This is a genomic window from Bacillus sp. 1780r2a1, from assembly GCA_024134725.1.
Taxonomy (GTDB): domain Bacteria; phylum Bacillota; class Bacilli; order Bacillales; family Bacillaceae_H; genus Priestia; species Priestia aryabhattai_A.
Genome location: CP099863.1, coordinates 3,066,443 through 3,090,101, shown reverse-complemented (window position 1 = coordinate 3,090,101; position 23,659 = coordinate 3,066,443). Strand labels below are relative to the sequence as shown.

Sequence of the window (23,659 nt, the reverse complement as noted above, 5' to 3'; positions counted from 1 at the left end):
ATGAACAAGTTAAGCCCCTGTAAATAGGGGCTTACTGTGGTTGTAAAAGCGTGATAAACTATGAAAATAGAGAAGTGAGTAAAGAGGTGCGAGGTTATGAGACAAAGTGCAACATTAATTCCTACATTAAGAGAAGTACCTGCTGATGCAGAAGTAAAAAGCCATCAGCTTTTATTAAGATCAGGTTTTATTCGCCAAAATGCTAGTGGCGTATACAGCTTCTTACCATTAGGTAAGAAAGTGCTTCACAAAGTCGAAGAAATTGTAAGACAAGAAATGGAGCGTGCTGGCTCAGTTGAATTACTAATGCCTGCACTTCAACAAGCAGAGTTGTGGAAAGAGTCTGGTCGTTGGTATTCATATGGACCAGAATTGATGCGTATGAACGATCGTCATAGTCGTGAATTTGCTTTAGGCGCAACTCATGAAGAAGTTATTACAAGTTTGCTTCGTGATGAAGTAAAATCATACAAAAGATTACCTTTAAACCTATATCAAATTCAAACAAAGTTTCGTGATGAAAAACGTCCACGTTTTGGACTATTGCGTGGTCGTGAGTTTGTGATGAAAGATGCTTATTCTTTCCATGCTTCACAAGAAAGTTTGGATGAAGTATACGATAAGATGTATGAAGCGTATAGCCGCATCTTCGAACGCTGCGGATTAAACTTCCGCGCAGTTATTGCAGACTCAGGGGCAATGGGTGGAAAAGATACGCATGAGTTTATGGTACTATCTGAAATTGGTGAAGATACAATTGCTTATTCTGATACATCTTCTTATGCTGCCAATATTGAAATGGCTCCAGTCGTAACACAGTATGAGAAATCAAACGAAGCGCCTGTTGAACTTCAAAAAGTAAATACGCCTGATGTTCGTACAATTGAAGAAGTCGCAGCGTTCTTAAATGTGGAAGCATCATCATGTATTAAGTCGCTGTTATTTAAGGTAGATGACCGCTTTGTATTGGTCTTAGCTCGTGGAGATCATGAGATTAATGATATCAAAGTGAAAAATTATTTTGAAGCAACAGTTGTTGAGCTTGCAACACCAGAGGAAGCAAAAGAAGTGATGGCAGCTCAAATCGGTTCACTTGGTCCTATTCAAGTAAGTGAGAAAATTGAAGTAGTCGCAGATCATGCAGTAAAAGCTGTTGTAAATGGCGTATGTGGAGCAAATGAAGACGGTGTTCACTACCAAGGCGTGAATCCAGAGAGAGATTTTACAGCAACATATGAAGACTTCCGTTTTATTCAAGAGGGAGACGCTTCTCCAGATGGACAAGGTATTATTAAGTTCGCTAAAGGAATTGAAGTAGGTCACGTATTCAAATTAGGCACGCGCTATAGCGAAGCAATGGGTGCAACATACCTAGATGAAAATGGTCGTTCGCAGCCAATGATTATGGGCTGCTATGGAATTGGTGTATCACGTACATTAGCAGCAATCGCTGAGCAGTTTAACGATGAGAAAGGCTTTGTATGGCCTCAAGCTGTTGCACCTTATCATGTACATGTTATCACGGTGAATGTGAAGAATGATGAGCAGAGAGAGCTTGGTGAAACGTTATATAACCAGCTATTAGATCGTCGTGTAGAAGTATTGCTTGATGATCGCCAAGAACGAGTAGGGGTTAAATTCGCAGATTCAGATTTAATTGGAATTCCAGTGCGTGTTACGGTTGGTAAACGTGCTTCTGAAGGAATTGTAGAAGTAAAAATGCGTCAAACAGGAGAATCATTTGAAGTCCATGTTGACGAGGTAGAAGCAAAAATTATGGAAATGTTAGCTAAGTAATTTATGCTAACCTTAAAATCGCTCAATGCAAATATGACAAGTTTCGTATTTGTAGTTGAGCGATTTTCGTTTGATTTTATAAGCATTGCGTCAACAGCTGATGCTAGGTTTATGTTAAAATGAAGTGCATTATTTTTTAAAGGAGGCAGAAGTTTTGGGAGAACAAACGCTAGGAAAAAAAGAGCGTTTTAAGCTACTGCTGCAGCAGTTAGAGTTAACGAGTGACCAAGTTGTTTCTTATTTTGACCAAGCCTCAATTGAAAAGGTAGTTATTAATAAAGAGCAAAAAAAATGGCACTTTTATTTTCATTTTCAGCAAGTACTTCCGTTTAATGTATACGAGCTTTTTCAAGCACGTATTCAATCGGCTTTCTCACATATAGCAAACGTCTCTTTTTCTATTGTAGCAGAGACGAAAAATTGTACACAGGATGACATTCAAAGCTACTGGCAACATTGTATCAGCGAACTCCAAGGCATTTCGCCTTTGCTAATGTCGCTTTTGCAAGGACAAAAGCCAACGCTAAATGGTGTAAAGCTAGTCTTAAATGCAAGACATGAAGCAGAAGGAACGGCTCTTCGAAAAAAATATGGTCAGCTAATTGCCGACCAGTACGCATCCTATGGTTTTCCGCAGATGCAGCTTGTAACTGAGGTTGTGCATTCTGAAGAAGCTTTTCAACAGTTTGTTGAGCAGCGTAAGCAGGAAGATACCGAAAAAGTGTTACAAGCCATTACTGAAATGCAGAATAAAGAAAATGAGAAAAGTGATGGACCAGACGTACCAAAAGGTCCCCTCACAATCGGTTATACAATTAAAGATGAAGTGGTTTCACTTGATACCATTGTTGATGAAGAGAAGAGAATTGCGGTACAAGGCTATGTGTTTGATGCTGAAACAAGAGAGCTTAGAAGCGGCCGTACGCTATTAATCTTTAAAATTACGGATTATACAAATTCTATTATGATTAAGATGTTCTCACGCGATAAAGAAGACATTCCACTACTTCAAGCAATTAAAAAAGGTATGTGGGTGAAAGTGCGAGGCAGTGTACAAAATGATACCTTTGTCCGTGATCTTGTTATGATTGGAAACGATGTGAATGAAATTTCTCCAATTACAAGACAAGATAAAGCTTCTGATGACGAAAAGCGTGTTGAACTTCATCTCCATACACCAATGAGTCAAATGGACGCCGTGACATCGGTGAGTACATTAGTCGGTCAAGCTAAAAAGTGGGGACATAAAGCAATTGCCGTAACCGATCATGCTGTAGCTCAATCATTCCCTGAAGCATACGGTGCCGGAAAGAAAAACGGTATTAAAATTTTATATGGCGTGGAAGCAAATCTAGTCGATGATGGTGTACCAATCGCATACAATCCTCAAGATGTTGCACTTCCAGATGCTACGTATATCGTATTTGACGTAGAAACAACAGGCTTATCAGCTGTGTATGACACGGTCATTGAGCTAGCTGCTGTTAAGATGAAAGAGGGAGAAATCATTGATAAATTTGAAAGCTTTGCTAACCCGCATCACCCTCTTTCAGCTACAACAATTGAATTAACGGGCATTACAGACGATATGGTCCAAGATGCGCCTGATGCTTCAGAGGTATTAAAGAAGTTTAGCGATTGGATTGGAAATGACATTTTAGTTGCACATAACGCGAGCTTTGACATGGGCTTTTTAAATGCAGGATTACAGCGAGCTGGATTCGAAAAAGTGCAAAATGGTGTGATTGATACGTTAGAGCTAGCAAGGTTTTTATATCCACATATGAAAAATCATCGTTTGAACACGTTAGCGAAAAAGTTTGATATAGAGTTAGTCCAGCATCACCGTGCGATTTATGATGCTGAAACAACAGGCTATTTACTAGCAAAAATGTTAAAAGATGCGTTTGAACGTGATATCTTAAATCATAATCAGCTTAACGATTATATGGGAGAAGGGAATGCTTACCAGCGCGCACGCCCGTATCATGTGACGATGTTGGCTCAAAATGAAACAGGCTTAAAAAACTTGTTTAAGCTCATTTCAATGTCTCACTTAAACTATTTCTATCGTGTACCGCGTATCCCGCGTTCCAAACTTCAAAAGTTTCGAGATGGGATTTTAATTGGGACTGCTTGCGACCGCGGTGAAGTATTCGAAGGAATGATGCAAAAAGGTATCGATGAAGTGCAAGAAGCAGCAGAATTTTATGACTATATTGAGGTACAGCCACCTGAAAACTACAAGCATCTCATTGAACTAGAGCTGGTAAGAGACGAGCGAGCGTTAAAAGATATTATTAATAATATTGTGAAGCTTGGTGAAAAGTTAGATAAACCTGTAGTTGCTACTGGAAACGTTCATTATCTAAATCCAGAAGATAAAATCTATCGGAAAATCTTAATTAGTTCACAGGGTGGTGCTAATCCACTTAATCGTCATCAGTTACCAGACGTTCATTTCCGCACAACAGATGAAATGTTGGAGTGCTTTTCATTTTTAGACGCTAATAAAGCCAAGGAAATTGTCGTAACAAATACGCAAAAAATTGCTGATATGATTGAAGAAGTTAAGCCAATTAAAGACGACTTGTATACGCCGAAAATTGAAGGTGCCGATGAGGAAATGAGGGCGATGAGCTATGCGATGGCTAGAAGCATCTATGGAGATGATTTGCCAGAAGTCGTTGAAGCAAGACTGGAAAAAGAGTTAAAAAGTATCATTGGTCACGGCTTCGCGGTTATTTATTTAATTTCTCATAAGCTTGTAAAGAAATCCCTAGATGATGGGTATCTTGTTGGTTCACGTGGTTCTGTTGGATCTTCATTTGTTGCGACAATGACGGAAATCACTGAAGTAAACCCATTGCCACCGCATTATGTATGTCCTTCGTGTAAGCACTCAGAGTTTTTTGATGACGGTTCGGTTGGTTCTGGCTTTGACCTACCTGATAAAAGCTGCGTGGAGTGTGGCACGCCGTATAAAAAAGACGGACATGATATCCCATTTGAAACGTTCCTTGGTTTCAAAGGAGATAAAGTACCAGATATCGACTTAAACTTCTCTGGAGAGTATCAGCCAAGAGCGCATAACTATACAAAAGTATTATTCGGAGAAGATAACGTATATCGTGCTGGAACAATTGGTACCGTTGCAGAGAAGACGGCGTATGGCTATGTAAAAGGGTACGCTGGAGATCATGAATTGCACTTGCGAAATGCGGAAGTTGATCGATTAGTAGCAGGGTGTACAGGAGTAAAGAGAACAACAGGGCAGCACCCTGGGGGAATTATCGTTGTACCCGATTATATGGATATCTATGACTTTACACCAATTCAGTTCCCAGCAGATGATCGAAATTCAGAATGGCGCACAACGCATTTTGACTTCCATTCGATTCATGATAACCTCTTAAAGCTTGATATTCTAGGGCACGATGATCCTACGGTTATTCGTATGCTACAAGATTTAAGTGGGATTGACCCCAAGACCATTCCGACAGATGACCCGGAAGTCATGAAAATCTTTAGCGGAACAGAATCATTAGGCGTCACGGAAGAGCAGATTATGTGTAAAACAGGAACTCTCGGTATTCCTGAATTCGGAACCCGATTTGTTCGTCAAATGCTAGAAGACACAAAGCCATCTACGTTCTCAGAGCTTGTGCAAATTTCTGGACTATCTCACGGAACGGATGTATGGTTAGGAAATGCCCAAGAGTTAATCCGTAACAATATTTGTAACCTAAGTGAAGTAATTGGCTGTCGTGATGATATTATGGTGTATTTAATTTATCAAGGGCTGGAGCCTTCTTTAGCGTTTAAAATCATGGAATCAGTTCGTAAAGGGAAGGGATTAAGCCCTGAATTTGAAGAAGAAATGATTAAAAACGGCGTACCGGATTGGTACATTGATTCATGTAAAAAGATCAAGTACATGTTCCCGAAAGCCCATGCGGCAGCATATGTTTTAATGGCTGTACGTATCGCATACTTCAAAGTTCATCATGCACTTTTATATTATGCAGCATATTTTACAGTACGTGCCGATGATTTCGACATTGATACAATGATTAAAGGTTCAACTGCTATTAAATCGAAAATGGAAGAGATTAACGGTAAGGGACTTGATGCTTCTCCAAAAGAGAAAAATTTATTAACAGTGCTTGAACTTGCGCTTGAAATGTGTGAACGGGGCTATTCGTTCAAAAAAGTTGACCTGTATGAATCAAGTGCCGATGAATTTATTATTGATGGAACATCCCTAATCCCACCATTTAACTCTATTCCAGGATTGGGAACAAATGCGGCTTTAAATATTGTGAAAGCCCGCAAAGATGGCGAGTTTTTATCAAAAGAAGATCTGCAGCAAAGAGGAAAAGTATCAAAGACAATTCTAGAGTATTTAGACAATCATGGTTGTTTAGAAAGCCTGCCAGATCAAAACCAACTTTCACTTTTCTAACATTTGCATAAAATAAGCGGTTATGATATAGTGAATGTGGAAATGCTAAGGATACGGACGAGTAAAGAGTGGGGAAACCCGCTCTTTCTTATTGATATGAACTTACGAACTAGTAAGGAGTATGGGAAACGAATCGGCGGTTAGCATGATTCGTTTTTTCTGTACGTGCATGCTTTTTAACTCGAGACGTTCTAGCATCGAAACTTAAGTATCGGACTGTATCACGGCGATATGAATTGAAAACATCCATTATTAATTTCATCATCCTTACTCATTAGTATATCGTGCGTATGTACCAGCTTCATACTAGGTATTGAAAGGACAGTATCAAATGTGTCCACTCTTTTTTAGATAAGAGACAGATATTTTGTTGTCTCGAAAGGAGGATTAGAAATGGGCAAAAGCGTAAAAGAAACAGTAGAAGAAATGGTTACACCAATTTTAGAAGAAATGAACTTAGAGCTAGTAGAAATAGAATATGTGAAAGAAGGGCGCGATTGGTTCCTTCGAGTTTTTATTGATTCTGAAACGGGTGTAGACATTGAAGACTGCGGAACTGTAAGTGAAAAGCTTAGTGAGAAAATGGATGAAGTTGATCCAATCACACACAACTATTTCCTTGAAGTATCTTCTCCAGGTGCTGAGCGACCTTTGAAGAAGGATAGAGACTTTGAACGTTCAATCGGTAAGCATGTATACATAAAAACATATGAACCAATTGAAGGTGCAAAGGAGTTTGAAGGCGAACTAGTAGCATTTGACGGTACAACAGTAACGTTGTCAATTCGCATTAAAACACGCACAAAAACAGTGGAATTACCATATGAAAAAGTCGCGTTTGCAAGGCTAGCAATTGTGTTTTAACGCATTAGCAACTAGCTAATATTAAAGGGGGATTAACCAAAATGAGCAGTGAGTTATTAGATGCCTTGGTAGTTCTTGAAAAAGAAAAAGGCATTAGTAAAGATGTTATTATTGAAGCGATTGAAGCAGCGTTAATTTCTGCTTATAAGCGCAATTTCAATCAAGCGCAAAACGTGCGTGTTGATTTAAATTTAGATCGAGGAACAATGCGCGTATTCGCACGCAAAGACGTTGTAGATGAAGTGTATGATCCTCGCTTGGAAATTTCAGTTGAAGAAGCCCAAGGAATCAATCCTAACTTCCAATTAGACGACGTTGTAGAGATTGAAGTAACGCCAAAAGACTTCGGTCGCATTGCTGCACAAACAGCGAAGCAAGTTGTAACACAACGCGTTCGTGAAGCAGAGCGCGGCGTTATCTACTCAGAGTTTAGCGATCGTGAAGAAGACATCATGACAGGAATTGTTCAGCGTCAGGATTCTCGCTTTATCTATGTAAGCCTTGGGAAGATTGAGGCTCTTCTACCACAAAGCGAACAAATGCCAAATGAACAATACAAACCACATGACCGTATTAAAGTGTATATCACAAAAGTGGAAAAAACAACAAAAGGTCCTCAAATTTACGTTTCCAGAACACACCCTGGATTACTTAAGCGTTTATTTGAAAAAGAAGTACCAGAAATTTATGATGGTACGGTTGAATTGAAGTCAGTTGCACGTGAAGCTGGCGATCGTTCTAAAATCTCTGTACACTCAGAGTTTGCTGAAGTAGATCCAGTTGGTTCTTGTGTTGGTCCAAAAGGACAACGTGTTCAGGCTGTAGTGAATGAATTAAAAGGTGAAAAAATTGATATCGTTCGCTGGTCAAATGACCCGGTAGAATTTGTGGCAAACGCGCTAAGTCCATCAAAAGTATTAGAAGTAATGGTAGATGAAGAAGAGAAAGCAACAACGGTTATCGTACCGGATTACCAACTGTCGTTAGCCATCGGTAAACGTGGACAAAATGCACGTTTAGCAGCTAAGCTAACAGGGTGGAAAATTGACATTAAGAGTCAATCGGAAGCAGAGCAAGAAGGTATTTATGTTCAAAAAAGTGATGACATGTTAGTGAGTCAACATGCATTTGATTCAGACGAAGATGACATGGAATAAGAGGTGAGCCAAATGAACAATCGTAAAAAAGTCCCGATGCGAAAATGTGTGGCCACTGGTGAAATGATGCCTAAAAAAGAGTTGGTACGAGTTGTACGCTCTAAAGAAGGTGAAGTTTCGGTTGACTTAACGGGTAAAAAGTCCGGGCGTGGTGCTTATTTAAGTAAAGATAAAGAAGCCATTTTATTGGCAAAAAAGAAAAATGTCTTATCCACTCACTTAAGCGCACCGATTGAAGAAGCAGTTTATGATGAATTGTTGACGCTTGTAGAAAAGGAGAAGCAATGACATTGAATAATGAAAAGTGGCTCTCTTTTTTAGGACTTGCAAATCGAGCACGTAAATTAATTTCTGGTGAAGAGCTTGTAATAGGAGAAGTACGTAAAAAAAAAGCAAAGCTTGTTCTTTTAGCCGGTGATGCATCAGATAACACAACAAAAAAAGTCATCGACAAATGCACGTATTATCAAATTCCGGTTCGAACCGTTGTGGATCGCTACGTTTTAGGAGAAGCAATCGGTAAAGATGCACGTGTTGTCGTTGCAGTGATGGATAGTGGCTTTGCCAAAAAGCTAATCACGATGCTCGATTAATCTTTTTGGGGGTGAAAATATTGAGTAAAGTTCGCGTACATGAATATGCAAAACAATACAATATTTCAAGCAAAGACGTTATAGAAAAATTAAAAGAAATGAATGTTGAAGTGTCTAACCACATGACAACGTTAGAGGATGAGCATGTGAAAAAACTAGATGCAGCACTAAATAATAATTCAAAACCAAATAACAATGATAAAAAAGGTAACAAAAAGCCAGCAAAACCTGCTGCCAATAAAGGTGGAAAAGGCAATAGAAAGCCTCAGGGAGGAAAAGGAAGACCTGCACCAGCACAAACAAAAGAACTTCCTGAAAAAATCACATACTCTGAAAGCTTAACAGTTTCTGAACTGGCAAAAGAGTTAGGCAAAGAGCCTTCAGAGATTATTAAAAAGCTGTTCATGGTTGGCGTTATGGCAACAATCAACCAAGAACTTGAAAAAGAAGCAATTGAACTAATCGCTGGGGAGTATGGCGTAGAAGTGGAAGAAGAAGTTGTGGTAGACGCAACTGACTTTGAAGCAATGGAAATCATTGACGATGAGAAAGATCTTCAAATTCGCCCACCAGTTGTTACAATTATGGGTCACGTAGACCATGGTAAAACAACGTTATTAGATTCAATCCGCAACACAAAGGTAACTGCAGGAGAAGCTGGTGGAATCACACAGCATATCGGTGCTTATCAAGTTGTGGTAGAAGAGAAAAAGATTACATTCTTAGATACACCAGGACACGCTGCGTTTACAACAATGCGTGCACGTGGAGCAAAAGTAACAGATATTACAATTCTTGTTGTCGCAGCTGATGATGGTGTAATGCCACAAACAATTGAAGCGATTAACCATGCAAAAGCTGCTGAGGTACCAATTATTGTAGCTGTTAATAAAATGGATAAAGAAGCAGCAAACCCAGACCGCGTGATGCAAGAGTTAATGGAACACGGACTAGTAGCGGAAGAATGGGGTGGAGATACAATCTTCTGTAAGCTATCTGCTCTATCAGGAGAAGGTATTGACCAGCTTCTTGAGATGATTCTATTAGTAAGTGAAGTAGAAGAATTAAAAGCAAACCCAAATCGTCGTGCTGTTGGAACAGTTGTCGAAGCACAGCTTGATAAAGGCCGCGGTTCAGTAGCTACTTTGCTTGTTCAAAATGGAACATTAAAAGTTGGGGATCCAATCGTTGTTGGAAATACGTTTGGTCGTGTTCGTGCAATGGTAAACGACATCGGTCGTCGCGTGAAAGAGGTTGGTCCGTCAACTCCAGTTGAGATCACAGGTCTAAACGATGTACCTTTAGCTGGTGACCGTTTCATGGTGTTTGAAGATGAGAAAACAGCTCGTCAAATCGGTGAGCTACGTGCTCAAAAGCAGCTTGAACAACAGCGTGGTGAAAAAACGCGTGTAAGCTTAGATGATTTATTTGAGCAAATCAAGCAAGGTGAAATGAAGGACTTAAACTTAATCGTAAAAGCTGACGTGCAAGGTTCTGTTGAAGCTTTAGCAGCATCTTTACAAAAGATTGACGTTGAAGGCGTAAACGTACGCATCATTCACACTGGCGTAGGGGCAATTACGGAATCTGATATCATCTTAGCAACAGCTTCTAATGCAATTGTAATTGGATTTAACGTACGTCCAGATGCAGGTGCAAAACGCACGGCAGAAGCTGAAAAAGTAGATATTCGTCTACACCGTATTATCTATAAAGTAATTGAAGAGATTGAATCAGCGATGAAAGGAATGCTTGATCCTGAGTTTGAAGAAAAAGTTATTGGTCAAGTTGAAGTTCGTCAAACGTTCAAAGTATCTAAAATTGGTACAATCGCGGGTGGTTATGTAACAGAAGGTAAGATTACACGCCACAGCAGCATCCGTTTAATTCGTGATGGTATCGTTATCTTTGAAGGTGAAGTTGATGCTCTAAAACGATACAAAGATGATGCAAAAGAAGTAGCTCAAGGCTACGAGTGTGGAATTACAATTAAAAACTTCAATGATATTAAAGAAGGCGATGTTATTGAAGCATACGTAATGGAGCAAATCGATCCTAAGTGATTGGATTAGTGGAATGTGAATGTCTAATTTATAACGCAGCCTCACTCAAGGATAAGCGAGCTGTTTTACAGCGGATTATAATGCGCTTAAAACAAAAGTACAATGTATCGGTATCCGAAACGGATTTTCAAGATGTGTGGCAGCGCACAAAAATTAGCATAGTTGCAGTTTCGTCTAGTCGCGTCGCAACGGAACAAGAATTACAAAAAGCAATTGCTCTAATTGATTCTTTTCCAGAAATCGAGCGCACTATTACAACCTTTGATTGGTTATAATACCGATTATAAGTAGAAAAACTTTCTGCTAATGAAGTGTTTGAACCAATCAGATTTTTCAGGCTGATCTAATAACAGTCAGCCTGTTGAAGTGGTATAAAAGGGGTGACACAGTATGAAAATTAGAGCAACTAGAGTCGGTGAACAAATGAAAAAAGAGCTAGGCGAGATTTTAAATCGAAAAATTAAAGATCCTCGCATCGGCTTTGTAACGGTTACGGACGTTCAAGTTTCAGGCGATTTGCAGCAAGCAAAAGTATATATCTCTGTACTAGGAGATGCTGAGCAGCGTGAGAATACGTTAAAAGGTCTTGCGAAAGCAAAAGGCTTTATTCGTTCAGAAATTGGTCAGCGCATTCGCTTACGTAAAACACCTGAAATTACATTTGAATTTGATGAGTCGATTGATTATGGTAATCGCATTGAGTCATTGCTTCATGAAATTAAAAAAGAAAGCAACGATGAGCAAGACCATAGTTAATGGATGATTAAACAAACTGCTCAAATGAGCATGATAAAGGGTGTCTCAACAAGTACATGTGCTTTTTGAGGCACCTTTTTTATGGAGGAAAAGGAGTTGAGTAAGTTGGATGGTGTTTTAGTTTTAAATAAGCCAGCGGGGATGACGTCTCATGATTGTGTTTTTAAAGTTAGAAAGCTATTAAGAACAAAAAAAGTAGGTCATACGGGTACGCTTGATCCGGATGTAACAGGTGTACTGCCCATCTGTATCGGTCGTGCAACCAAAATTGTAGAATATTTAACAGGTGCAACAAAAACGTATGAAGGGGAAGTAACAATCGGTTTTTCTACCACAACGGAGGACTCATCTGGTGATGTTGTAGAAAGAAGAGAAATAAATGAAACGTTTACGCGTGCTCAAATTGAAACAGTTCTTAAGTCTCTAACGGGGACAATTGAACAAGTTCCCCCTATGTATTCAGCTGTGAAAATTAACGGTAAAAAGCTATACGAATACGCAAGACAAGGAATTGAAATTGAAAGGCCTGCGCGTACTATTCAAATTTATCAGTTTGAACTTCTTGATGAGCGAGATATATTTACGGGTGAAAACATTTCATTTCGATTTCGAGTCACGTGTAGTAAAGGAACGTATGTTAGAACTCTTGCTGTTATGATTGGTGAGAAACTTGGTTATCCGTCTCATATGTCTTATTTAAAAAGAACAGGGTCAGGTCAGTTTTCATTAACAGATTGCTTAACATTTGAACAGATTGAACAAGCAGTAGAAGAAGGAACAATTCAGTCGCTTTTACATCCTATTGAGCGTGCGCTCTTTCATTTGCCGAAATTCAAAATAAATGATACATTAGCAGAGAAAGTGAGAAATGGTGCGGTATTACCATGTCCAGAAGACGAATCTTTACTCGAAGGACAATTTCTAATGGTGGATTCAACTGGAAAATGCATGGCAATTTATGCGCAGCATCCCACAAAAAAACATTTAATTAAACCGGTAAAAGTCTTAGCAATCGACTGAATTGGTTAAGGAAAAGGTGAAGTACGTTTTGGAAACGATAGAGATTCGACATCCACATCATTTAGGACGAGAGGCTGTACAGCGCTCTGTTTTAGCTCTTGGATTTTTTGATGGTGTACATTTGGGGCACCAGCAAGTGATTAAAACGGCAAAACAAATCGCTAATGAAAAAAACATAGCGAGCGCAGTGATGACTTTTACACCTCATCCATCCGTCATTCTTGGGAAAAACGTTCAGCACGTTGATATGATTACACCTTTAGAAGAAAAAAAGCGACTCATGAAAAAGCTAGGAATTGACTTTTTATATATAGTACATTTTGATCGAGCATTTGCATCTTTACTACCACAAGAGTTTGTGGATCAGTATATTATCGGTTTAAACGTAGAGCATGTTGTAGCAGGATTTGATTATTCATACGGTAAGCTAGGTAAAGGAACCATGGAAACGTTACCTTTTCATTCTCGCTCACAGTTTACGCAGACGGTCGTAGATAAGCTAACAACAAACGAAGAGAAAGTAAGTTCAACGTTAATTAGACAATTCTTAGCTGATGGGGAAATGGACAAAGTGAAATTTTTGCTTGGACGTAATTACGAAGTAGAAGGTACGGTCGTTCACGGTGAAAAAAGAGGCAGACAAATTGGGTTTCCAACGGCAAATATCTCTTTGGCTGCTGATTATCTATTGCCAAGAACAGGCGTATATGCAGTGGAGTTAGAACTCAATAATCAATGGTATCAAGGTGTATGTAATGTAGGGTATAAGCCTACATTTCATGAAGACTTGAAAAAGCCCACAATTGAAGTGCATCTTCTATCATTTAATGAGCAAATTTACGGTGAGCAAGTGAGAGTTCGTTGGCATAAGCTTATTCGTAGTGAACGCAAGTTTTCTGGAATTGAAGCGTTAATTAAACAAATTTCATTAGATAAAGAAGAAGCGCATCAATACTTTTTAGGTATTTCAAAGAACGTATAATAAACTAAAAGAAAAAGTGCAGATTTCCTTGCTTTTTTGAAAAGAAAGTAGTAACATAACACTTGTATGCAAAACAACCATTGCTTGGCATTACGATTCACCAACGTTCTGCTCGGTAACTGGGGTTTATAAATAAGGAGGTGAATAGGATGGCTATCACACAAGAGCGTAAAAATGAAATTATTAATGAGTACAAAACTCATGCGAACGATACTGGATCTCCAGAGGTTCAAATCGCTGTCCTAACAGAGCAAATTAACAATCTAAACGACCATTTACGTACTCACAAGAAGGATCACCACTCTCGTCGTGGACTTCTAAAAATGGTAGGTAGACGTCGTAACTTACTTAACTATCTTCGTAACAAAGACGTTACTCGTTATCGTGATCTAATCAACAAGCTTGGTTTACGTCGATAATAAGAAGAAAGCGGGAGCATTCCCGCTTTTTTAGTATGTACATTTAGATATTTTGAAAAGATGTTACATAATGTGAAAAAAGCTATTGTTTTTTAGTATTTCGTTTATAATAAAACTATCACATTTATTTACATACATATATTTTATATGTAGAGAGGGGTACTCGTCGATATGGAACAAGAAAAACGAGTGTTCTCCATGGACCTAGCCGGTAGAAGGCTAGAGGTTGAAGTTGGTCAATTAGCTAAGCAAGCTAACGGAGCAGCACTAATTCGTTATGGAGACACAGTAGTATTAAGCACGTCAACAGCTTCAAAACAAGCGAAAGACGTAGATTTTTTTCCTTTAACAGTTAACTATGAAGAGCGCTTATACGCAGTTGGTAAAATTCCAGGTGGATTTATTAAGCGTGAGGGCCGTCCAAGCGAGAAAGCTATTTTAGCGAGCCGCTTAATTGACCGTCCAATTCGTCCGCTATTCGCAGATGGATTCCGTAACGAAGTACAGGTTGTAAGTGTTGTAATGAGTGTAGATCAAAACTACTCATCTGAAGTAGCCGCTATGTTTGGTTCTTCTTTATCACTTTCTATCTCTGATATTCCATTCGAAGGACCGATTGCTGGCGTTATCGTTGGACGTGTAGACGGTAAGTTTGTTGTGAATCCGGGTGTAGAAGACCAAGAGAAAAGCGACATTCATTTAACGGTTGCTGGAACAAAAGATGCTATTAACATGGTTGAAGCTGGTGCGGACGAAGTACCAGAAGAAGTGATGTTAGAAGCAATTATGTTTGGGCATGACCAAATTAAGAAGTTAATTGAATTTCAAGAAGAAATTGTTGCAGCTGTTGGTAAAGAGAAAATGGAAGTGCAGCTTTACACAGTAGACGCAGACTTAGAAAGACAAGTACGTGAAATTGCAGAAGCAGACATGAACCGAGCTGTTCAAGTCCAAGAAAAACATGCTCGTGAAGAAGCAATTAGTGAAGTAAAAGCAGCAGTTATTGCGCAATTTGAAGAGCAACAAGTTGAAGCTGATGTACTGGGGCAGGTAAGCGAAATCTTATCTAAGCTTGTTAAAAGTGAAGTGCGCCGCTTAATCACAGAAGAAAAAGTACGCCCAGATGGTCGAAGCATTGACGAAATCCGCCCATTATCATCTGAGGTTGGCTTATTGCCTCGTACACACGGTTCTGGATTATTCACACGTGGACAAACACAAGCCCTTAGCATTTGTACATTAGGAGCGCTTGGAGATGTGCAAATTCTAGATGGCTTAAGCGTAGAAGAATCAAAACGCTTTATGCACCACTATAATTTCCCTTCTTTCAGCGTAGGTGAAACAAGACCAATGCGTGGACCTGGTCGTCGTGAAATTGGTCACGGAGCACTTGGTGAACGCGCACTAGAGCCTGTCATTCCAACAGAAAAAGACTTCCCATATACAATTCGACTTGTATCAGAAGTATTAGAATCAAACGGTTCAACATCTCAAGCAAGTATTTGTGCAAGTACGCTTGCTATGATGGATGCTGGGGTTCCAATTAAGGCTCCTGTAGCCGGTATTGCGATGGGTCTGATTAAATCAGGTGAACATTATTCAATTTTAACAGATATCCAAGGAATGGAAGATCACTTAGGTGATATGGACTTTAAAGTAGCGGGAACAGCAAAAGGTGTTACTGCGTTACAAATGGATATAAAAATTGATGGCTTATCTCGCGAAATTTTGGAGGAAGCTCTTCAACAAGCACAAAAAGGACGCATGCAGATCTTAGATCACATGATTTCTACAATTAATACACCGCGTGAAGAGTTATCTCAGTACGCTCCGAAAATCTTAACAATGGCAATTAACCCAGATAAGATTCGTGATGTTATTGGACCAAGTGGTAAACAAATTAATAAGATCATTGAAGAGACTGGCGTTAAGATTGATATTGAACAAGATGGTACAATCTTTATCTCATCCATTGACCAAGAGATGAACTTGAAAGCGAAGAAAATCATTGAAGATCTTGTTCGTGAAGTTGAAGCAGGACAAATGTATCTAGGGAAAGTTAAACGTATCGAGAAGTTTGGCGCATTTGTCGAAATTTTCAGCGGTAAAGATGGCCTTGTTCATATTTCAGAGCTTGCTGAAGAACGCATTGGTAAAGTAGAAGACGTTGTTGCTATCGGCGATGAAATTCTTGTGAAAGTAATGGAAATCGATAAGCAAGGTCGCGTTAACTTATCAAGAAAAGCAGTTCTGAAAGAGCAAAAAGAAAAAGAAGAGCAGGCAAAAGCAAAAGAAACAAAATAATTGCCTTGTTATTCCCCCACGCAGTTTAACTGATGTGGGGGTTTTATTACATTGGCTTGAAGACGCTGTTCTACCTTGTCCCTTTTTTACATACTTTGTATGGAGAAGGGGGAAGGATAAGTGAAACGTTCAATCATTCAATTCACTGCATTTTTATTTTTACTTGCAATTACATATAAATCAATTTATAACCCGTTTGCTACCGATTATGTAGAAGCATTTCAGACAACGGTAGAGCAAGCTGGTGTAGAAAGAAACGATCTGTATCAAGAGATTGCCGAGAAAGCGAAGGAATATAATGTCAAGCCTTCTAACGCAGTCATCGATCCTGTTTGGAAGAAAACACCAGGTTACAATGGGATCGCTATAGATGTAAAGGCTTCCTATGAGAATATGAAAAAAAGCGGTAAATTTAATGAAGGCAAGCTTGTTTATAAACAAGTAAAGCCGAAAGTGCATTTGGATGATCTTCCACCTGAAGCTATTTATCGTGGACACCCTGAAAAGCCTATGGTATCGTTTACGATAAATGTGGCCTGGGGAAATGAATATTTGCCAGATATGCTTCAAACCTTGAAGAAACACGATGCAAAAGCAACGTTTTTTTTAGAAGGAAGATGGGTTAAAAATAACCCTGAGTTGGCAAAGATGATTGTAGATGAGGGGCATGAAGTTGGAAATCATTCCTACTCTCATCCAAATATGGCTACATTATCATCAGGGCAAATTATTGATCAATTAAAGAAAACGAATGAAGTAATTACGGCTACTACTGGTAAGAAAATAAAATGGTTTGCGCCCCCAAGCGGTAGTTTTCGAAAAGAAGTAGTAACGTTAGCTTCAGAGCAAAAAATGAGTACAATTATGTGGACTGTAGATACGATTGATTGGCAAAAGCCGACAACAGACGTGTTAATTAATCGCGTAATGAAAAAAATTCATCCAGGTGCCATCGTGCTGATGCATCCTACTGAGGCTACGGCTAATTCGTTGGATAAGTTATTAACTGATATTGAAAAAAAAGGGTTAGATGTTACAACGGTAACGACGCTGCTTGATGAGGAAAGAGTGGTCACTCATCTTAAAGATTAACGTATGTCAAACGTATTTTTTCATATAAATGTATCTCATTAAAATGAAGAAAGTAACAAAGGAGGAGTTAGCTTGATTACTCGACATACATGCAAAAATGGTGTGCGAATTGTTTTGGAAAACATTCCAACGGTTCGTTCGGTAGCAATTGGTGTTTGGATTGGTACAGGTTCTCGAAGTGAACACCCAGAAATTAATGGTGTCTCCCATTTTCTAGAGCACATGTTTTTTAAAGGTACCAAGACGCGCTCTGCTCGTGACATCGCAGAGAGCTTTGATCAAATTGGAGGACAAGTTAATGCCTTTACATCAAAGGAATATACTTGTTACTATGCAAAAGTATTAGACGAACATTCCAATCAAGCACTTGATGTGCTGGCAGACATGTTCTTTAACTCTTCATTTGATGAAGAAGAGTTAGCTCGAGAAAAAAATGTAGTATACGAAGAGATTAAGATGTATGAAGATACGCCAGATGATATTGTACATGACTTATTAGGTAAAGCTGTGTATGGGGATCATCCATTAGGTTATCCAATCTTAGGAACAGAAGAAACGTTAAAAACGTTTAACGGTGATTCGCTTCGTAGTTATATGGAAAAGATGTATATTCCTGAAAATGTTGTGATTTCAGTAGCGGGTAACGTAGATGATTCGTTTATAAAAGAAGTTGAAAAGTATTTTGGTACATACACTTCATCATATGATGCCCATCAGTATGTACAGCCAGCTTTTCATACAAATCATATTGCCCGCAAAAAAGATACAGAGCAGGCACATTTATGCTTAGGATTCGAAGGTCTTCCAATTGGTGGAAAAGATGTGTATAGCCTAATTGTTTTAAATAATGTATTGGGAGGAAGCATGAGCAGTCGTTTGTTTCAAGAGGTACGAGAGCAGCGTGGTTTAGCTTATTCGGTCTTCTCTTATCATTCTTCCTATCGTGATAGTGGGCTTGTGACGATTTACGGTGGAACAGGTAGCAATCAGCTTGATGTGCTTTATGATACGATTCAAGATACGCTTACAGAGCTTACGGACACGGGAATTACGGCGAAAGAGCTTGCTAACAGTAAAGAACAGCTAAAAGGAAACTTAATGCTGAGTCTAGAAAGTACAAATAGTCGTATGAGTCGTAACGGAAAGAATGAACTGATGTTAGGTCATCATCGCTCATTAGATGAAATTCTAGAGTTAGTTAACACGGTGACAATCGACAGTGTCAACTCATTGGCGCGTTCTATTTTCAAAGATGACTTTGCGCTATCTTTAATTAGCCCTAGCGGTGAAATGCCAAAAGGGTTGAGTAAAAAATAAGAGTTGGAAAGCGGCTGAAACATGAGTAGTTCAGTCAATAATCTATCCGAACTATTAAGAGTTAACGACTCTTTTATAGTTCGGATTTTTTTGTTGATTAGGAAACTGATTTTAGAGAATCGATAGAATGAAGTGTAAGACACATGACTCCTCCGGTAACTACAAGAAAGGCTCAAGTTCCTCCCAAAAGAAAGTCAGTAGGTAAAGCGCAATGGAACGAACTAGTTATTATTAACCTAACTACGTTAGTAAAGACAAAGTTAGCCTTTGAGAAAGAAACATTTCGTTTTGTCCCAGGTTTTTTCATTTTTTTGTCATGTTTTTACTATGTTCATTGATAAACTAGTTATAAGGGGGAGAGATTTATGAGGCTAAGTGAACTAAGCGGCAAAGAAATTGTAGATTTAAAGCGGGCAGAACGTCTTGGGATCCTGGGACAAACGGACTTAGAGTTTAATGAGCAAGGCCAGATAAAAGCGCTATTAATTCCTTCTATGAAATGGTTTGGTTTCCGTAAGCAAGGCAACGATGTAAGAGTACCATGGTCTCATATTGAAAAGATAGGAACGGACATGGTTATCGTTAATTTAGAACAATACGAAAATACAACAATTGAATAGTATAAAAGCATGGCTGTTGGTAGCCATGCTTTTTTTGTACGCGAATATTTGTCATACAATGCAGAGAAAGATTCACAGATTTTCATTTGTTTACATATTATGTTGAAGAAAAAGCAATAGGTATCTAATGGTAATGAATGATTCTATGATATCTATAATTTTAAAGAACTAGACGTCTCTATTTAATATTAAAGAAGGTGAACAGACACATGTTAACGGATTTGCACATAGCTGTCATTGGTGGTGATGCAAGACAGCTTGAGGTCATACGAAAGCTCATCCAATTAGATGCAAAAACATCGCTTATAGGGTTTGATCAGCTTGATCACGGCTTTACTGGTGCGACAAAATATCAAATTGATGAACTGAATTTTTTCGATGTCGATGCCATTATTTTGCCTGTACCAGGTACAAATCATGAAGGGCAAGTCGATACCATCTTTTCAAATGAGAAAGTAATTTTAACAGAAGAGATCTTAGCTAGTACTCCTGCACATTGTACAATTTATTCAGGAATCAGTAATGATTATTTAAATAACCTTGTTCAAAAGACAAATCGAACTCTCGTCCAGCTATTTGAGCGGGATGATGTTGCTATCTACAACTCAATTCCAACAGTTGAAGGAACAATTATGCTGGTTATTCAACATACAGACTTTACAATACATGGAGCAAATATATCCGTTCTTGGATTAGGAAGAGTGGGAATGAGTGTGGCGCGCTCGTTTGCTGCTTTAGGAGCAAATGTAAAGGTTGGTGCGCGTAAATCAGAGCATTTAGCACGCATTAGTGAAATGGGCTTAAAATCATTTCATTTAAACGATTTAGCTCAAGAAATAATGGATAGTGATATTTGTATTAATACAATTCCATATCCAGTTTTGACATCCAGTGTCTTAGCAAATGTTCCAACTCATGCTCTTGTGGTGGATCTTGCATCAAAGCCTGGAGGTACAGATTTTCGCTACGCTGAAAAAAGAGGAATTAAAGCGATTCTAGCACCAGGACTTCCTGGAATCGTAGCACCAAAAACAGCAGGACAAATCGTTGCCAATGTCATTGTGACGTTACTGAAAGAAGCTGCTGATCAAAGGGAGGAAAAACAATAATGTCACTTAAAGGAAAAAGAATTGGTTTTGGATTAACGGGTTCCCACTGTACGTACGATGCAGTAATGCCAGAAATTGAAAAGCTTGTCAACCTAGGAGCGGAAGTAATGCCTGTTGTATCCTATACTGTTCAATCAACAAATACTCGCTTTGGAGATGGAGAAGATTGGATTCGAAAAATTGAAGAAGTTACCGGCAATTCTGTCATCAATACCATTGTAAAAGCGGAACCTTTAGGACCGAAAATCCCATTAGATTGTATGGTAGTTGCTCCTATTACAGGAAACACAATGAGTAAATTTGCGAATGCTATGACTGAATCTCCCGTTCTAATGGCTGCAAAAGCAACGTTACGTAATAATAAGCCTGTTGTATTAGGTATTTCAACCAATGACGCATTGGGTCTAAATGGTGTAAACTTAATGCGACTCATGTCAACTAAAAACATTTACTTTATTCCATTTGGTCAAGATGATCCCGTTTCAAAACCAAATTCAATGGTAGCTCGTATGCCGATGCTTTCTGATACAGTGTATGCGGCATTGGAAGGGAAACAAATTCAACCTGTTATCGTGGAGCGTTTTCGCGATTAAGAAACAAAGTAGCGCGCCGCATCATAAAGTAATTTTAAGAACATATTTCTGTCAAAGGTAAAAAAAGAAGAGAAGATTTTAAAATCTTCTCTTCTTTAGCGCAATAAAATAAGGTATTATGTTAAAATAGTCAGTATATGCAGAAAAATGTTGAGTAGTTGAAAATTGTTGGAGGCGGTATTAAAATGACAAGAGAATTACATGTAGCAGTAGTAGGAGCAACAGGTGCAGTAGGGCAACAAATGATAAAAACTCTACAAGAGCGTAATTTTCCAATTGGTAAATTAACATTACTATCTTCAGCTCGTTCAGCGGGTAAGAAAGTAACTTATAATGGAGAAGAGGTAATCATTCAGGAAGCAAAGCCAGAAAGCTTTGAAGGAGTAGATATTGCTTTATTTAGCGCAGGAGGTAGCATTTCAAAGGCATTAGCGCCAGAAGCAGTGAAGCGTGGAGCAATCGTAGTTGATAATACGAGCGCATTTCGTATGGATGAAAATGTACCTTTAGTTGTGCCAGAAGTAAACGAAGAAGCACTAAAAGCACATAATGGAATCATTGCAAATCCAAACTGTTCAACAATCCAAATGGTAGCAGCACTGCAACCACTGCGCGAAAAATATGGTTTATCTAAAGTAATTGTATCGACATATCAAGCTGTTTCAGGTGCGGGTGCGGCAGCAATTAATGAATTAAAAGAACAAGCACAAGCAATCCTGGACGAAAAAGAATTTACACCGGAAATCTTACCAGTTGGTGGAGACAAAAAGCATTATCAAATCGCTTTTAATGCTATCCCTCAAATTGATAAGTTTCAAGATAATGGCTTTACATTTGAAGAAATGAAAATGATTAACGAAACGAAAAAAATTATGAGCATGCCTGAACTACCAGTAGCTGCTACTTGTGTTCGCTTACCGGTTGTTACAGGACATTCAGAGTCAGTTTATATTGAAATTGAAAACAATGATGCAACGGTAGCTGATGTGAAAAAATTACTAGCTGATGCACCTGGTATCGTTTTACAAGATGACCCAGAGAATCAAGTATATCCAATGCCTGCAGACTGCGTAGGCAAGCGCGAAGTATTCGTTGGTCGTATCCGTAAAGATTTAGATCATGCAAATGGCTTCCATATGTGGATTGTATCTGATAACTTATTAAAAGGTGCAGCTTGGAATTCTGTACAAATTGCAGAGTCACTTATTAAGCTTGGCTTAGTAAAATAAGCGCAACTAGCGTGTTTCAGAGTATTAATGAGGTGTAAGTATGAAAATCATCGTCCAAAAATTTGGAGGAACTTCCGTTCGTAATGAACAAGGAAGAGAACGTGCTATTCATCATCTGAAAAATGCACAAAAAGAAGGTTACAAAGTAGTGGTAGTTGTATCTGCAATGGGGCGTAAAGGTGAGCCGTATGCAACAGATACGCTATTATCACTTGTTAATGGCAATAAGGCTTCTGTGAATAAACGAGAGTTAGATATGTTAATGGCTTGTGGAGAATTAATTTCTTCCGTTGTATTCACTAACTTATTAAACGAAAACGGCATAAAAGCTACAGCTTTGAATGGTGCTCAGGCTGGGTTTATCACGAATAGTGACTTTACTAATGCCAAGATTCTTGAAATGAAATGTGATCGTATAATAGAAGAATTAGAAGAGTATGATGTCGTAGTAGTAACAGGCTTTCAAGGAGCAAACGAAAGCGGAGATACAACAACGTTAGGTCGAGGAGGCAGCGACACGTCTGCGTCTGCTTTAGGAGCTGCATTACAAGCTGAATACATTGACATTTTTACAGATGTTGAAGGTGTAATGACAGCAGATCCACGCATTGTTGAAGATGCAAGACCGCTATCGGTTGTGACATATAATGAAATTTGTAACATGGCATATCAAGGTGCAAAGGTGATTCATCCAAGAGCTGTTGAAATTGCTATGCAGGCAAAAGTACCAATGCGCGTACGTTCAACCTATGCTGATTCTGAAGGTACACTAGTAACGTCCCATAGTGCAGCTCAGCAGCGTGGAAGCGATGTACAAGAGCGTCTGGTAACAGGAATTGCTCACGTGTCCAATGTGACGCAAATTAAGGTATTTAGTAAGGACGGTTATTACGACACGCAAGCTGAAGTATTTAAAGCGATGGCTCAGGAAAAGATTAGCGTGGACTTTATTAATATTTCACCAAAAGGTGTTGTGTACACTGTTACTGAAGAATCAACAGATAGAGCAATTGCGGTTTTACAAGAGCTCGGTTACGAGCCTTCTGTTATTCGCAATTGTGCTAAGGTATCTACCGTAGGGGCAGGAATTGCTGGTGTGCCTGGCGTAACAGCTAAAATTGTAACGGCGCTTGCAAGCGAAGGAATTCAAATTTTACAATCAGCTGATAGTCATACAACAATTTGGGTACTTGTAAAAGAAGAGGACTTGAAGAAAGCAGTCAATGCTCTTCACAGTGCTTTTGATTTATCAAAAGTGACTCAATAAATTAAACAGACT

20 protein-coding genes are annotated in these 23,659 nt (G+C 38.8%); all 20 read left to right on the top strand.

What is annotated here, in order from left to right; all coding sequences use genetic code 11:
- Positions 1-96: 96 nt before the first annotated feature.
- The 20 genes from NIZ91_15475 (at position 97) to dapG (ending at position 23,647) form a co-directional block, all read left to right on the top strand.
- A complete protein-coding gene (locus tag NIZ91_15475; GenBank protein USY54137.1) occupies positions 97-1,797 on the top strand; it encodes a proline--tRNA ligase in 1,701 nt (566 codons plus the stop codon).
- A 154-nt stretch (positions 1,798-1,951) separates the two neighbouring features.
- The gene (locus tag NIZ91_15470; protein ID USY54136.1) at positions 1,952-6,262 is read left to right on the top strand and encodes a PolC-type DNA polymerase III; all 4,311 of its coding nucleotides are present in this window, start codon (positions 1,952-1,954) and stop codon (positions 6,260-6,262) included.
- A 393-nt stretch (positions 6,263-6,655) separates the two neighbouring features.
- Entirely contained in the window at positions 6,656-7,126 is a 471-nt protein-coding gene (gene rimP / locus NIZ91_15465) for a ribosome maturation factor RimP (GenBank protein ID USY54135.1), read from the top strand.
- A gap of 41 nt (positions 7,127-7,167) precedes the next feature.
- Complete coding sequence (gene nusA / locus NIZ91_15460; protein ID USY54134.1) at positions 7,168-8,283, top strand: transcription termination factor NusA; 1,116 nt, start codon at positions 7,168-7,170, stop codon at positions 8,281-8,283.
- 12 nt (positions 8,284-8,295) lie between these two features.
- Positions 8,296-8,571, top strand: a complete 276-nt coding sequence (locus tag NIZ91_15455) for a YlxR family protein (protein ID USY54133.1) — start codon at positions 8,296-8,298, stop codon at positions 8,569-8,571.
- 2 nt (positions 8,572-8,573) lie between these two features.
- The gene (locus tag NIZ91_15450; protein USY57189.1) at positions 8,574-8,876 is read left to right on the top strand and encodes a YlxQ family RNA-binding protein; all 303 of its coding nucleotides are present in this window, start codon (positions 8,574-8,576) and stop codon (positions 8,874-8,876) included.
- Positions 8,877-8,896: 20 nt separating this feature from the next.
- Positions 8,897-10,939, top strand: coding sequence for a translation initiation factor IF-2 (gene infB, locus NIZ91_15445; protein USY54132.1), 2,043 nt, complete (start codon positions 8,897-8,899; stop codon positions 10,937-10,939).
- Positions 10,936-11,214 carry a DUF503 family protein gene (locus tag NIZ91_15440; protein ID USY54131.1) on the top strand — a complete coding sequence of 93 codons (279 nt, stop codon included), beginning with the start codon at positions 10,936-10,938 and terminating at the stop codon, positions 11,212-11,214. The genes infB and NIZ91_15440 overlap by 4 nt, the downstream gene beginning before the upstream one ends.
- A gap of 115 nt (positions 11,215-11,329) precedes the next feature.
- A complete protein-coding gene (gene rbfA, locus NIZ91_15435) occupies positions 11,330-11,695 on the top strand; it encodes a 30S ribosome-binding factor RbfA (GenBank protein USY54130.1) in 366 nt (121 codons plus the stop codon).
- 105 nt (positions 11,696-11,800) lie between these two features.
- Positions 11,801-12,715 (top strand): tRNA pseudouridine(55) synthase TruB, encoded by a 915-nt coding sequence (truB, locus tag NIZ91_15430; GenBank protein ID USY57188.1) that lies wholly within the window; start codon positions 11,801-11,803, stop codon positions 12,713-12,715.
- 28 nt (positions 12,716-12,743) lie between these two features.
- The gene (gene ribF / locus NIZ91_15425) at positions 12,744-13,697 is read left to right on the top strand and encodes a bifunctional riboflavin kinase/FAD synthetase (protein USY54129.1); all 954 of its coding nucleotides are present in this window, start codon (positions 12,744-12,746) and stop codon (positions 13,695-13,697) included.
- 149 nt (positions 13,698-13,846) lie between these two features.
- Positions 13,847-14,116, top strand: a complete 270-nt coding sequence (rpsO, locus tag NIZ91_15420; protein USY54128.1) for a 30S ribosomal protein S15 — start codon at positions 13,847-13,849, stop codon at positions 14,114-14,116.
- A gap of 171 nt (positions 14,117-14,287) precedes the next feature.
- The gene (pnp, locus tag NIZ91_15415) at positions 14,288-16,420 is read left to right on the top strand and encodes a polyribonucleotide nucleotidyltransferase (GenBank protein ID USY54127.1); all 2,133 of its coding nucleotides are present in this window, start codon (positions 14,288-14,290) and stop codon (positions 16,418-16,420) included.
- A gap of 120 nt (positions 16,421-16,540) precedes the next feature.
- Positions 16,541-17,512, top strand: coding sequence for a polysaccharide deacetylase family protein (locus NIZ91_15410; GenBank protein ID USY54126.1), 972 nt, complete (start codon positions 16,541-16,543; stop codon positions 17,510-17,512).
- 72 nt (positions 17,513-17,584) lie between these two features.
- Positions 17,585-18,829, top strand: coding sequence for an insulinase family protein (locus NIZ91_15405; protein USY54125.1), 1,245 nt, complete (start codon positions 17,585-17,587; stop codon positions 18,827-18,829).
- Positions 18,830-19,194: 365 nt separating this feature from the next.
- A complete protein-coding gene (locus NIZ91_15400) occupies positions 19,195-19,449 on the top strand; it encodes a YlmC/YmxH family sporulation protein (GenBank protein ID USY54124.1) in 255 nt (84 codons plus the stop codon).
- Between the two features lie 209 nt (positions 19,450-19,658).
- Positions 19,659-20,558, top strand: coding sequence for a dipicolinic acid synthetase subunit A (gene dpaA, locus NIZ91_15395; protein USY54123.1), 900 nt, complete (start codon positions 19,659-19,661; stop codon positions 20,556-20,558).
- Entirely contained in the window at positions 20,558-21,151 is a 594-nt protein-coding gene (locus NIZ91_15390; GenBank protein USY54122.1) for a dipicolinate synthase subunit B, read from the top strand. The genes dpaA and NIZ91_15390 overlap by 1 nt, the downstream gene beginning before the upstream one ends.
- Before the next feature lie 185 nt (positions 21,152-21,336).
- Entirely contained in the window at positions 21,337-22,380 is a 1,044-nt protein-coding gene (asd, locus tag NIZ91_15385) for an aspartate-semialdehyde dehydrogenase (protein ID USY54121.1), read from the top strand.
- Between the two features lie 40 nt (positions 22,381-22,420).
- On the top strand, positions 22,421-23,647 hold the full coding sequence (dapG, locus tag NIZ91_15380) for an aspartate kinase (protein ID USY54120.1): 1,227 nt from the start codon (positions 22,421-22,423) through the stop codon (positions 23,645-23,647).
- Positions 23,648-23,659: the final 12 nt, after the last annotated feature.